This window comes from Alloalcanivorax balearicus MACL04, from assembly GCF_025532145.1.
Lineage (GTDB): Bacteria > Pseudomonadota > Gammaproteobacteria > Pseudomonadales > Alcanivoracaceae > Alloalcanivorax > Alloalcanivorax balearicus.
The window spans coordinates 46074-58228 of record NZ_ARXS01000014.1; the positions used below are offsets into that span (position 1 = coordinate 46074).

The window sequence follows — 12155 nt, forward strand, 5'->3', positions numbered from 1 at the left end:
AGAAAGCGTATCCCTGCCCCAGGATCAGCCTTCGGAAAAGGGGGATGGCCATTGCAACTGAGCAGTACCTGACTAAAATAGTCAGGAAATACCCCAACCGGAAACCGGAATGAGCGAAGAACTGATCCGCATCACCGACAGCGCCCAGGATTACCTCCGCGACCTGCTCTCCAAGCAGGACCAGGAGGGTATGGGTGTGCGTATCTTCGTCGAACGCCCCGGCACCCCCCATGCCGAGTGCTGCATGGCGTATTGCCCGCCGGATGAGCAGGAAGACGGGGACGCGCGCTATGACTACGAAGGCTTTCACGCCTGGATCGAGGGCAAGAGCGTGCGCTACCTTGAGGACGCGGTGATCGACTACAAGAAGGACAGCATGGGTGGCCAGCTGACCTTTCGCGCGCCCAAGTCCCGGGTCCCCGACATCAGTCCGGATGCCAGTCTGGAAGAGCGCATCAACTACGTGCTGTACGCCGAGATCAACCCGAACCTGGCGGCCCACGGCGGCAGCGTGCAGTTGCTGGAGTTGACCGAGGACAATGTCGCGGTGCTGGAATTTGGCGGCGGCTGCCAGGGGTGTTCCGTGGTGGATGTCACCCTGCGTGACGGTGTGGAACGCACCCTCAAGGAGCGTCTGCCGGAATTGACCGGCGTGCGGGACAAGACCGACCACAGCGTTACCGACAACGCCTACTACAGCTGACTTCCGACCGATTACCCGGCATTCGCTTGCAAGCAAGCTTCCCACAGCGACCTCGTAATCCGATCTGTGGGGGCTGCTTTAGCGGTGAATAGCGTCTAGCGTGCCAGCGAGTTGCCGGATGCTATCACTCCATGGACCGCGACATGTTTGCCACCGCTAACCGCAGTTGGGTCGTTTGCCCGCGGCGCGGGCCTGTTGGTACAACGGCAGGGCCTCGGGCATGCTGGCCTCCAAGTCCTCGATGCGAGTGCCGCTGGAGGGGTGAGTGGAGAGCAGTTCCGGCGGGCTGCCATTGCTGGCCGCCGCCATGTTTTTCCACAGCTCCACACTTTGCCGCGGGTCGAATCCGGCCCTGGCCATCATCTGCAAGCCGATGATGTCAGCCTCGGACTCATGCTTGCGACTGAAGGGCAGAGTCACGCCCACCTGAGTACCTAGTCCCAGGGCCGCCATCAGGCCCTGCTGGGCAGCGCCGCCGCTGTCCCCGGCCAGGGCCGCCAGCAATTGCGTACCGGTCTCCGTGGCGTATTGAATCGACATGCGCTCATTGGAGTGCTGGGCCAGCACATGGCCCACTTCATGGCCCAGCACCGCGGCCAGTTGATCCTGAGTCTTGGCCACTTTCAGCAAGCCGGTATAGACCCCGATTTTTCCGCCGGGCAGAGCAAAGGCGTTGGCGGCGGGATCGTCGAACAGGGTCACTTCCCACTGCTGCTCACTACCAGACTCGGCGGTGACCGCACTGGCCACGCATTGCACATACCGTTTTTGCTTACTGTTGGTGCTGATCTTCTGTTCCGTCTTCATCTGATCGTAGGCAGTCACCCCCATCTGATCCATCTGGTCCGCGGGCATCAGCAGGAACTGGCTGCGCCCCAGAGGTGAAGTGGCACAAGCCGTCAGCGCCAGGGCGGTCAGCACGGGCAGGGCGATTCTTTTCATCAATGCATTCCTCCTTATTCCCACTCACGCAAATGGCGGCGGGCTATCCATAGCAACCATGTGGACCACAATCCACACGCCAATAATACCAGCACTCCGGGCACGGAAAGATCCCAAATTGTCGGTGGCACCCGCCCGGCGAGCATCAAAGCGCCGGTAATCATCGATGCGCACACCAAAAGCGTTTGTATCTGACGGTACTGACCACGCTCCAGGCGGCTCACCAAACGTTCCAGATGGCGCGGATCGACACCACCGTCAGGGCGGCCACTGGCCAGTGTCGACGGCGGCGGCGGGGCGTAGAGCCGATCGACCACATCCAATGCCCGCAGTCCCAGACTGCGCACCAGCCGCTTGGGACCATAACGTTGCCGCAACAGCCGATGCATCAGGGGCTCTGCCTCGCGAATCAGATCGAAGCGCGGATTCATCAGTCGGCCAAAGCCTTCCAGGGTGATCAAGGCCTTGATCAACAACGCGATATCGCTGGGCAGGATCAGACCGTGATTGCGGATCAGAGCCGTGATGTCACCGAGCAGGGCAGGCAGATCCAGCTCCGCCAGCGGCAGGCCGTAGTACCGGGACACCACGTCCTCCACATCCGCCACCAACTGATCAAAGTTGAGCGGCTGGCCGTCGGACCAGCCCGTCAAAACCGCCGCGGCGTGCTCCGACTCCCGGGTTATGATGGCGCGCACCAACTGCACGATCTGCTCACGCCGGCCATCGGTGAGCTTGCCGACCATGCCGAAGTCCAGCAGGCCGATGCGGTTGTTGCTCAGAATCAGCACATTACCCGGATGGGGATCGGCATGGAAAAAGCCATCCTCCAGGGCCATCTTCCAGGCCACCATGGCGCCGCGTCTCGCCACCAGCGGGCGGTCCACGCCGAGGGCGTCGAGACGGGCCAGATCCCGCGCCGGTGTGCCATTGAGACGTTGTTGTACCTGTAGAGTGGCGGAACTGAGACGGGCATGGACTTTCGGGATCATCACCCAGCGCAGGCTTTTGACGCTCTGGCGGATGCGCTCCGCATTGCGCGCCTCGATGGTGAAGTCCAGTTCCCGGGTCAGTGAGCGGTGGAATTCGCGCACCAGTTCCACCGGGCGGTAGCGGCGCAGTTCCTGGGAGTTGTCGGAGGCCAGTTTGGCCAACTGATCCAGCAGTCGCAGATCGGACTGGATTTTGGCCTCGATGCCGGGCTTTCTCACTTTGATGACCACCCGATCGCCGGAGCGGGTCACCGCCGCGTGCACCTGGCCGATGGAGGCGACGCCCAACGGGTGCTCATCCACCGAGGCGAACACCTGATCCAGCGGCCGGCCCAGCGCCGCCTCCACCGTCGGTGCCAGGCTGGCGAAGGACACCGGGCGGGCACGGTCCTGCAGCCTTTCGAACTGCTCGATCCACTCCGGAGAAAACAGATCCACCCGGGTGGCCAGAACCTGACCAAGCTTGACGAAGGTCGGCCCCATTTCCTCCATCGCATGACGCAGACGTTCGGCACTGCCCATGTGCAGGAAGCGGGGATCCAGCCCGCTGCGCAGCAAACGGCCAGCGTGCTCGATCATCGGTGCAAGCCCCAGCCGGCGCAACATGTCAGCAAATCCGTATTTCAGCAGAATCGCCGCCAGTTCATTGAGGCGGCGCAGATCCTGGCCGGTGTGCAGCAGATTCATGATGTCCGTGATTCCTTTGAACAGACCCTCACCGCGCTCATCGCGGATTCGCCAAGCGTACCTGGAACCATTGGTCCAGAGAATCGGCGATCACCGCCGGATTGTCCTCCGGCACGAAGTGCAGCCCGGGGCCGGCGTGCACCACATCCAGATATTTTAGTCGTTGTTTGAACCAGGGAATACGTTGTTCGGGCAACACCGCGCCGGGGCGAAAGTGCAGCAGTAACATCGGCTGGTCCATCTCCGGCAGACGCTTCTCAATTTCCTCAATCGCCCGCCAGGTTTCGCCCTGGCGATCATCAATCGGCAACTCCAAGGGCAGGGCGCGGATTGCCCGGCGGCTGTCACGGTCGGGAAAAGCGGAGCGATATACGTTCATGACGCTGCGTGGTAAACGCCGCAAGGTGCCCATGGGCATTACCGTATTAACGAAAAGATTATGCCGCTGCAGCAGCCAGGGACTCAGGCCCGGCCGGCGAAAGGCGAAATACAGCGGACGGGCGATGAGCGGAAACTCCTGCCAATCAAAAGTGAAAGGAAAGGTCTCCATGAACACAAGGGCACGAACCCGTTGGGGTTGTTGCTGCGCGAGTCTGAAGCCGAGCGGACCGCCCCAGTCATGCAGGACCAGTGTCACCGGCTCAAGCGCCATCTGTTCCAGGAAACCGGAAAAGAAGTGGTGGAGGGTGCATAGCCGGTAATCCAGATCCGGCTTGGCGCTGCGACCGAAACCGGGCAGGTCCAATGCCACGCAGCGGTAACGGTGACGCAGAAGCTTGATCACGTTCCGCCAGAGATAACTGCTGGTGGGATTGCCATGCACGAACAACAAGGTGGGACCGGAGCCTTCATCCAGATAATGCAGCCGTTGCCCATGCACCGATACGTAGCGGGATCGGAAAGGACAGTCCGCGAAGCCCATGCCATGCGTCCAGGTAGCTTTTCTGGCAAGATGCCACGCTGACGATAACAACTGCAAGCACGGTGCCCATGAAACCCTATGTACGTCACGACCTGGTTTCGGTCCAGACCAGTGATATCCATGGCAAGGGGCTGTTCGCCCGCCAACGTCTTCCCGCCGGCACCGTGCTCGGCGTGTTGAAAACCAAACCCGCCCGCCGTAACGGACCCTATGTGTTGTGGCTGGATGACGACGGTGAAGAACGGCACCGGGTTTTATGCGAGTTGCGTTACATCAACCACGGGCGGCCGGCCAATGTGGCCTACTACGACGACCTTACCGTGGTGACGCTGAAAGCAGTGAAAGCCGGGCAGGAGCTGTTGCACGATTACGGTGAGGACTGGCAGTAGTCCGGTTTTAAAAGGGCACCGGAGAAACGAACTCGCTCCACAGGCCGGTGTGAGGATGATTGAAGGCCAGCCGGTGGGCATGCAGCAGCAACCGTTCGCTGGCGGCCAGCGCCGCCTCCGGCGCGTAGAGATCACAGCCGAGAATCGGATGCCCCAGTTCCCGGCAGTGAATACGCAGCTGATGACTACGTCCGGTCACTGGCCGCAGCCGGAGCCGGGTGCGGCCTCGGGCGGCATCCCGCTCCAGCACTTTCCAATGAGTGAGGGCCGCCTTGCCCGTTTCAAAGCAGACTTTCTGTAACGGCCGATTGGGCCAGTCGGCGATCAGCGGCAAGTCCACGACGCCGTCCCCGCATTCCACCAGGCCATCCACCACGGCCTGATACTCCTTGAATACCCGGCGTTGCTGGAAGGCCCGGCTCAGCTGGCTCTGCGCCTCGCGGGTAAGGGCGAACACCATGATGCCCGAGGTGTCCAGATCAAGCCGATGCACCAGCCGTATTTCGGGAAAGTCCAGTGCCAGACGGCGGATCACACAATCCTTGTTCTCCGGCGCCCGGCCCGGCACGCTGAGCAGGAAGGCCGGCTTGTTCACCACCAGAAGGTGATCGTCCCGGTGCAGGATGACCACCTCCTCATGGCAACGGGGCACGATATAGTGCTCGGGCTGCCTGGCTCGGGGCAATCGCACCGGACTATCCCCAGACAGCGTCATGGACATCCTGATAGCGCTCGGCGAAGTGCACCGTCAGCCCCTTTTTAAGATGTTCCGGCAGTTCCTTGTAATCACGTTCGCAGGCCTTCGGCAGAATGATTTCACGAATACCAACGCGGCGGGCGGCGGTGATCTTCTCACGAATACCGCCCACGGCCAGCACCTGTCCGGTCAGCGTCAACTCGCCGGTCATGGCCAGCTTGCGCGGCAACCTTTTCCCCGTGGCCAGGGAGATCAGCGCCGTGGCCATGGTGATGCCGGCGCTGGGGCCGTCCTTGGGAGTGGCGCCCTCCGGCACATGCAAATGGACGAAGGACTGATCGAACCAGTCGCCGTCACCGCCGTAGGCCTGCAGATGGCTGGCCACGTAGCTGTAGGCAATCTCGGCGGATTCCTTCATCACGTCGCCCAGTTGCCCGGTCTGTTTGAAACCACGCTGCTGCACATGCACCTGGGTGGCTTCGATCGACAGTGTCGCGCCGCCCATGGAGGTCCATGCCAGACCGGTGACGACACCGATACCACGCTGGGTTTTTTCCCGCTGAAAATAGGGTTGGCCGAGAAATTCCTCGAGGTTCTTGCTGGTGACGCTGATCTTCTTCTCGCCGGAAAGCAGTCGAACCGCCGCCTTGCGAATAATTTTGTTGAGCTGCTTCTCCAGGTTGCGCACCCCGGCCTCGCGCGCATAACCCTCCGCCACCTGGCGCAAGGCGCTGGCGTTGATGGTGAGCTGTCCGGGCTTGACCCCGGCCCGTTCCAGGGAGCGCGGCCACAGATGCCGCTTGGCGATTTCCACCTTTTCCTCGGTGATGTAACCGCTCAGACGGATCATTTCCATTCGATCGAGCAGGGGAGCGGGGATCGAATCCAGCGTATTGGCGGTACAGATAAACAGGCAATGACTCAGATCCAGACGTTCGTCCAGATAGTGATCGAGAAAGTCCTGATTCTGTTCCGGATCCAGTACTTCCAGCAGGGCGGAGGCCGGGTCGCCCTGGAACGAGGTGCCGAGCTTGTCGATTTCATCGAGCATGATCACCGGGTTGCTGGTGCCGGACTCTTTAAGTGCCTGAATCAGCTTCCCGGGCATGGCGCCGATGTAGGTGCGCCGGTGACCTTTGATTTCCGCCTCGTCGCGCATGCCGCCAAGGCTGAGTCGGTAAAAGCGGCGATCCAGGGCTTCGGCGACGGCGCGACCCACGCTGGTCTTGCCCACCCCGGGAGGCCCCACCAGCAGAAGGATTGAGCCTTTGACTTCGCCGCGCATGGCGCCCACCGCGAGAAACTCAACGATGCGGTCCTTGACGTCATCCAGACCGCTATGGTGCGCACTCAGAGTATCGTGCGCGTGCTTGAGGTCCAGATTGTCCTCGGAGAAGCGTCCCCAGGGTACCGAAGTGAGCCAGTCGAGATAGTTGCGGGTTACCGCGTATTCCGGCGAACCGCTTTCCAGCACGCCCAGTTTGCGCACTTCCTCATCAAAGCGCTTGGCCACCGCCTCCGGCGGGGCCAGTGACTCCATGCGAGAGCGGAATTCATCCACGTCGGCAGTGCGGTCATCCTTTTCCAGGCCCAGCTCGCGCTGAATCACCTTGAGCTGTTCCTTGAGGAAAAACTCGCGCTGATGACGGGATATCTTTTCGTTAACCTCCTCGCTGATCTCGTTCTGCAGGCGCGCGACTTCCACTTCCTTGCGCACCAATGTCAGTACTTTTTCCATGCGCTGCTTCAACGGCACGGTTTCCAGAATGTCCTGGAGATCATCCCCGTTGGCGCTGGTCAACGCGGCGGCAAAGTCGGTCAGCGGAGAGGGATCCCGTGGCGAGAAGTTCTGCAGGTAGTGCTTGAGCCCCTCGTTGTAGAGCGGGTTCAGCGGCAACAGTTCACGGATGGTGTTGATGATCGCCATGGCGTAGGCACGCAGGGCGTCGGTGAGCTCGTCCTTGGGCTCGGGATACTCCACTTCCGCCATGAACGGACGTTTGCGGTTGGTGTAGCCAGAGACGCGGAAACGCGCCAGCCCCTGGGCGACCACCTGCAGATGATCATCTTCCTGATTGACGGCATGAATTTTCACCAGACAGCCATATTCCGGAAAGTCCTCCACCGAGACCTCATCCGGATCACGATCGCCCACATAGATCAGGCCCAGGGCATGGTGTGGGGTCTGGCTGACCCGCTCCAGGGTGGACTGCCACAGCTCCTGACTCAGCAGGATCGGCTGCACCAGCCCGGGCATGAAGGGGCGGTGACGCACTGGTATCAGATAAACCCGCTGTGGCAAATGATGATCCGGCAAAGCCAGAGCGCCCTGGGGGGTGGGCTGTTCGATGGTGGTTTCCTGCTCGTCTTGGTTCATGATATCCACTCGTCATAAACGGGAAGCGTCGCCGTTGACATTACGACAGGACGGCGACGCGCGACCAGTCATCTGAATGGAGTCTCCGAACCGGTTTTCAATAGCCGGATTCAGCGCGGGCCATCGATGATCAATAGATCGGCACTGAGCTCACGGGGAGTCTGGGTGCGCCGCTCCACCAGCCGGGCGTCGAATTTTTCCTCGCACCGCTGCGCCAGCTCATAGAATGGCGAGCGTCCGGGGTCGGCGATAATGATCCGCCGCACCCGCTGATTCAAGGCACGGCGAATCAGATTGAACAGCACCGGGGTGAGCTCATCCCAAAAGCAGATATCGGCACCGGTAATGACATCGACATCGGCGAGCAGCGCCTTGGTCAGATTCTCGAAGCGTTTTTGCAGTGTTGTCACCGAGGTTTTGTTGATGGCGGCATGCAATTCCAGATAGGGGAACACATCCTCGTCCGCGTCCACGGCGGTAACCCGGCAGCCAAGGCGTTTGGCGGCGAATATGGACAGCGGTCCCCAGCCACAGCCAATGTCCATCAAATGGGTATCCGGTCCCAGGGACAGCGCCCGGCGGTCGCGGGTCAACTGATCCATGATCAGGAAGCTGGAGTTCCACACTTTATTGCCATGGATCGAGGGCACGTGATTGGCGCGTTTCAGACGGCGCACCTCACGGTGACCGGAACGCAAAAGGGTAATACCCCGGGTGTGGATGGTATGGGATTCGCCCCGTCGGATTTTGGCAATGGGGTTGTCGGATAAGGTCATGGCTGGCCGGCGCCTTGAAAAAGGAAAGACCTTACGGGCGCCGGCGGCTTTGTTCAAGGTTGGGATGGTTCGAGGCCGGGATGATCAGCGTGGGCGATACGCCTGCCATGCCAGTTGTGCGGGAAGCAGGGTGTTGATCGAAGCACTAAGACATTGTCACCGTGATTTCAGGTTCCAGATACCGGCACCGATAATCAGCAAGGTGCCCAGATAAGTGCTCAGGGCCAGCGCCTCATCCCAGAACAACCAGCCGAGAATCGCCGCCCATACCACCGCGGAGTAGTTGTAGACGCCAACCTGGCCGGGACGGGCCACCTGATAGGCGGTGGTCATGGCGAACTGGCCGGCGATGGCGAACAGGGCGATCCCCAGCATCCAGAGCATTTCCACGCCATTGGGCCATTGCTCGACGCTGGGTAACAGCAAAGCGGAAAGGAGGGTGGCGAACAGCGTGAAATAGAACACCACCCGGTGGGCCGGCTCGCTCACCGCCATACGCCGGATACTGACCTTGGCCACGCTCATGATGGCGGCGCCGCCGAGCGCCACCCACATCACCGGATCCACCTGGCCCTGGTCGGCGCGCAGAATCACCGCAACGCCGACAAAACCCAGTGCGACCGCCATCCAGGTCCGCAGCGACACCCGGTCGCCCAGCCAGACCCAGGCCACCAATGGCAAGAAAAACGGCACCGTCATTTTGACCAGGACCGCCTCCGCAAGAGTAATATGGCCGATGGCGTAAAAAAAACAGAACATGGCGGCCACGCCGGTGAAGCCGCGAATGAAATGCAGGCCGAGATGGCGGGTGCCCAGGTCGCGAATGCCACCACTGATCATCAGCACCGGCAGCAATACCAGCAGGCCGACGAAATTGCGCGCGAACACAATCAGTTCGGTGGAAAGCGTGTCGGAGAGATGCTTGATCAGGGCCGCCATGATCGCCAGCAACCCTTCACCCAGAATCAACAGCAAGGCGCCCTTCAGAGGCTGGTCGTTATTCACGCGACCGGCCGGGCCCACAGGTCGTGATCGTCGGCGTCCTCGACGGTCACCTGCAGGCGTTGCCCCGGTGTCACCCGCGCATCGTCTGGTAGATACACCAGGCCGTCGATTTCCGGAGCATCCGCTTGGGAGCGGGCCACCACGCCGTTTTCACCAACCTCGTCCACCAGCACTTCCAGGGTTTGGCCGATCTTGCGCTGCAGTTTCGCGGCGCTGATCCGCGCCTGGACATTCATGAAGCGTTCCTGGCGTTCGCGTGCCACATCTTCGTCGACATGGTCGGGCAGGGCGTTGGCGGGAGCGCCGTCCACCGGCGAATAGGTGAAACAGCCAACCCGATCCAGTTGCGCCTCTTCCAGCCAATCCAGCAGCATCTCGAAATCATCGTCGGTTTCGCCAGGGAAGCCGGCGATGAAAGTGCTGCGCAGGGTGATGTCCGGGCAAATCTCACGCCAGCGGCGAATCCGTTCCAGGGTGTTTTCCGCGTGGGCCGGGCGCTTCATCGCCTTGAGCACCGCCGGGCTGGCGTGCTGGAACGGAATATCCAGGTACGGCAGGATGTGGCCGGCGGCCATCATCGGAATGATCTCGTCCACGTGCGGATAGGGATAAACGTAATGCAGCCGCACCCAGGCGCCCAGCTGCCCCAACGCCTGGCACAGCTCCAGCATGCGGGTTTTCACCGGCATGCCCTGCCAGAAGCCGGTCTGGTACTTGCGGTCCACGCCGTAGGCGCTGGTATCCTGGCTGATCACCAGCAGTTCCTGCACGCCCGCTTTCACCAGCCGTTCCGCTTCATCGAGCACATCGCCCACCGGCCGGGAATCGAGTTTGCCGCGCATGCCTGGGATGATGCAGAAGCTGCATTTATGGTTGCAGCCCTCGGATATCTTCAGATAGGCATAGTGTCGTGGGGTCAGTTTGATGCCCTGAGGCGGCACCAGATCGGTGAAGGGGTTGTGGTCGGCGCGAGGGGGCACCGCCTGGTGCACGGCGCTGACGACCTGCTCATACTGTTGGGGGCCGGTGACCGATAGCACCGCCGGGTGCACTTTGCGGATATTGTCTTCTTCCACGCCCATGCAGCCGGTGACAATGACCTTGCCGTTCTCGCTCAGCGCCTCGCCGATGGCCTCCAGGGATTCGGCCTTGGCATCGTCGATGAACCCGCAGGTGTTCACCACCACCACATCGGCGTCATCGTAGCTGGGCGTCACCTCATACCCTTCGGTGCGCAGTTGGGTGAGAATGCGTTCGGAATCCACCAGGGCTTTGGGGCAACCCAGGCTGATAAACCCAACTTTACCGGACATAAACCACCTCGAAGTCAGCGGGGCGGCATTCTACTATTAACCCGGCGTGAATGCCTATTGGGTTGGCGGTGCAGGGAGAAAACACCTATGCGTTGTTTCATTGGACTGCCGGTGCCGGAGGAGGCCGGTCGCACTCTGTTGAGGGGCGTTCCGGAAGGGGCTGGGCGGCAATTGCCGTTGACCGATCTGCATCTGACTCTGGCGTTCCTCGGCGAGCGTGAGCTCTCCTGGACGCAGGTACTATGCCGGCACCTGGAATCGATTCTGGCGGAAGTGCAGCCGCTGAGCCTGAAACTTGCTCATGGCGGTCCCTTTCCATCCAGCGGCAGTCGCCTATGGGCGGCACGGGCCTTGCCATCGCCCGCTCTGATGGCACTGTATGAACGTATTTGGCGTCCTTTGGAAGATCTCGGCGTGGAACGTGACCAGCGTGGTTTTCAGCCCCATGTGACCCTGGCTCGCGGTCACCATCGACTCACCACGAAAAGGGCAAACGAGAGTGCGGAAAGTCTATATGGAGACCATGCTGAATTCGATGTCTACGAAGTCGTCCTCTATGAGAGCCGACAAGGCTATCGGGCACGATGGCGGCAATCACTGAAAAGCCGGCTCTGAGCCCCGGAAGACGATTCCGGACCTCAGAGCCATCCAAGCGGTTACTGCTGGCCTCCGCCATAACCGCCGGCGCCTCCGGCGGAGCCGCCGCCAGCGGGGTCATCGCCACTTTGCATACCGGGCTGAGAGGGCTGCTGTGGATCGCCTGGTGCTGGTGAATCCGGCTGCTTGGGATCGCAGGCGGCCAGCACCGAGCCTATCAGCAACAGGGCCAGCGTGCCGGCCACACCTCTTTTCAATCCGGTTCTTCGTTCCATTTTTCCGTCTTTCATGGTTTTTCCTCCCATTAAGTGACTGTGCACGGGCGGCGTCGGGCCGCCCAAATAATCAGGGTCGGTCAGGGTCGTCACTGCGGGTGTCGTCACCGCCATCGCGATCCTCCCCGCTGGGCCAGCCCCGCTCATCAGGCCGCCCCATATCCCGGGAGTCACCCTCCAGGCCATTGGGATTGCCGTAAGCGGGTTGACCGGGCCGGTCCGGGTCCGCCGGTGGGCCGGGCTGGGCCGGCATGGTGCGCTGATCGTCGGGCGGCATTTGCGCCGGGCGATTGCCGTCATCCGCGGCAGCGGTAACGGAAACGCCAAGAAAGGCGGCGCCGAGGATCATCAACAGGGCTTTGCGAACGTTCATTGCGTACATCGGATTACCTCCCGATCCATCGGGTGACTTCAGTGGGCGGGGCGCCACCGAAGGGTCGGTGTTGCCGCCGCCTCACTACTGTCTACAGGACAGGGTGC

General features: G+C 61.3%; 13 protein-coding genes. 3 read left to right on the forward strand and 10 right to left on the reverse strand.

Annotation, left to right across the window (positions count from 1 at the left end):
- Nucleotides 1-109: 109 nt before the first annotated feature.
- Complete coding sequence (nfuA, locus tag MA04_RS12915) at nt 110-703, forward strand: Fe-S biogenesis protein NfuA (RefSeq protein ID WP_163126857.1); 594 nt, start codon at nt 110-112, stop codon at nt 701-703.
- A 156-nt stretch (nt 704-859) separates the two neighbouring features.
- Here the strand turns inward: nfuA and MA04_RS12920 are convergent, their stop codons facing one another.
- The 3 genes from MA04_RS12920 to MA04_RS12930 are packed head-to-tail and all read right to left on the reverse strand — an operon-like array spanning nt 860 to nt 4246.
- Nucleotides 860-1645 carry a M48 family metallopeptidase gene (locus tag MA04_RS12920; protein WP_262460842.1) on the reverse strand — a complete coding sequence of 262 codons (786 nt, stop codon included), beginning with the start codon at nt 1643-1645 and terminating at the stop codon, nt 860-862.
- A 14-nt stretch (nt 1646-1659) separates the two neighbouring features.
- Nucleotides 1660-3324: an ABC1 kinase family protein gene (locus tag MA04_RS12925; protein WP_163126859.1), complete on the reverse strand. Its 1665-nt coding sequence runs from the start codon at nt 3322-3324 to the stop codon at nt 1660-1662.
- Between the two features lie 37 nt (nt 3325-3361).
- Nucleotides 3362-4246: a haloalkane dehalogenase gene (locus MA04_RS12930; RefSeq protein ID WP_262460843.1), complete on the reverse strand. Its 885-nt coding sequence runs from the start codon at nt 4244-4246 to the stop codon at nt 3362-3364.
- A gap of 68 nt (nt 4247-4314) precedes the next feature.
- Between MA04_RS12930 and MA04_RS12935 the strand changes: the two genes are divergently transcribed.
- Complete coding sequence (locus MA04_RS12935; protein WP_163126861.1) at nt 4315-4635, forward strand: SET domain-containing protein; 321 nt, start codon at nt 4315-4317, stop codon at nt 4633-4635.
- A 7-nt stretch (nt 4636-4642) separates the two neighbouring features.
- Here the strand turns inward: MA04_RS12935 and MA04_RS12940 are convergent, their stop codons facing one another.
- The 5 genes from MA04_RS12940 to rimO all read right to left on the reverse strand — a co-directional run bounded on the left by MA04_RS12940 (nt 4643) and on the right by rimO (nt 10803).
- On the reverse strand, nt 4643-5266 hold the full coding sequence (locus MA04_RS12940) for a pseudouridine synthase (RefSeq protein WP_163126894.1): 624 nt from the start codon (nt 5264-5266) through the stop codon (nt 4643-4645).
- 64 nt (nt 5267-5330) lie between these two features.
- Nucleotides 5331-7709, reverse strand: a complete 2379-nt coding sequence (gene lon / locus MA04_RS12945; RefSeq protein WP_163126862.1) for an endopeptidase La — start codon at nt 7707-7709, stop codon at nt 5331-5333.
- Nucleotides 7710-7819: 110 nt separating this feature from the next.
- Nucleotides 7820-8485, reverse strand: coding sequence for a class I SAM-dependent methyltransferase (locus MA04_RS12950; protein WP_163126863.1), 666 nt, complete (start codon nt 8483-8485; stop codon nt 7820-7822).
- A gap of 156 nt (nt 8486-8641) precedes the next feature.
- Complete coding sequence (locus tag MA04_RS12955) at nt 8642-9490, reverse strand: DMT family transporter (protein WP_163126864.1); 849 nt, start codon at nt 9488-9490, stop codon at nt 8642-8644.
- Nucleotides 9487-10803, reverse strand: a complete 1317-nt coding sequence (rimO, locus tag MA04_RS12960; RefSeq protein WP_262460845.1) for a 30S ribosomal protein S12 methylthiotransferase RimO — start codon at nt 10801-10803, stop codon at nt 9487-9489. Before rimO ends, MA04_RS12955 begins: the two co-directional genes overlap by 4 nt.
- A gap of 87 nt (nt 10804-10890) precedes the next feature.
- On the opposite strand from rimO, the gene thpR reads away from it, so the two are divergent.
- A complete protein-coding gene (thpR, locus tag MA04_RS12965; protein WP_262460847.1) occupies nt 10891-11418 on the forward strand; it encodes an RNA 2',3'-cyclic phosphodiesterase in 528 nt (175 codons plus the stop codon).
- A gap of 41 nt (nt 11419-11459) precedes the next feature.
- Here thpR and MA04_RS12970 read toward each other — a convergent pair whose 3' ends face one another.
- Together MA04_RS12970 and MA04_RS12975 are read right to left on the reverse strand one after the other, a co-directional pair.
- The gene (locus tag MA04_RS12970; protein WP_262460848.1) at nt 11460-11690 is read right to left on the reverse strand and encodes a hypothetical protein; all 231 of its coding nucleotides are present in this window, start codon (nt 11688-11690) and stop codon (nt 11460-11462) included.
- Between the two features lie 55 nt (nt 11691-11745).
- Entirely contained in the window at nt 11746-12057 is a 312-nt protein-coding gene (locus MA04_RS12975) for a hypothetical protein (RefSeq protein ID WP_262460849.1), read from the reverse strand.
- Nucleotides 12058-12155: the final 98 nt, after the last annotated feature.

Coding starts and splice junctions, on each gene's coding strand:
- nfuA (WP_163126857.1), top strand. CDS start 110: ATGAGCGAAGAACTGATCCGCATCACCGACAGCGCCCAGGATTACCTC.
- MA04_RS12935 (WP_163126861.1), top strand. CDS start 4,315: ATGAAACCCTATGTACGTCACGACCTGGTTTCGGTCCAGACCAGTGAT.
- MA04_RS12930 (WP_262460843.1), bottom strand. CDS start 4,246: ATGGGCTTCGCGGACTGTCCTTTCCGATCCCGCTACGTATCGGTGCAT.
- MA04_RS12950 (WP_163126863.1), bottom strand. CDS start 8,485: ATGACCTTATCCGACAACCCCATTGCCAAAATCCGACGGGGCGAATCC.
- lon (WP_163126862.1), bottom strand. CDS start 7,709: ATGAACCAAGACGAGCAGGAAACCACCATCGAACAGCCCACCCCCCAG.
- MA04_RS12925 (WP_163126859.1), bottom strand. CDS start 3,324: ATGAATCTGCTGCACACCGGCCAGGATCTGCGCCGCCTCAATGAACTG.
- MA04_RS12920 (WP_262460842.1), bottom strand. CDS start 1,645: ATGAAAAGAATCGCCCTGCCCGTGCTGACCGCCCTGGCGCTGACGGCT.
- thpR (WP_262460847.1), top strand. CDS start 10,891: ATGCGTTGTTTCATTGGACTGCCGGTGCCGGAGGAGGCCGGTCGCACT.
- rimO (WP_262460845.1), bottom strand. CDS start 10,803: ATGTCCGGTAAAGTTGGGTTTATCAGCCTGGGTTGCCCCAAAGCCCTG.
- MA04_RS12970 (WP_262460848.1), bottom strand. CDS start 11,690: ATGAAAGACGGAAAAATGGAACGAAGAACCGGATTGAAAAGAGGTGTG.
- MA04_RS12975 (WP_262460849.1), bottom strand. CDS start 12,057: ATGTACGCAATGAACGTTCGCAAAGCCCTGTTGATGATCCTCGGCGCC.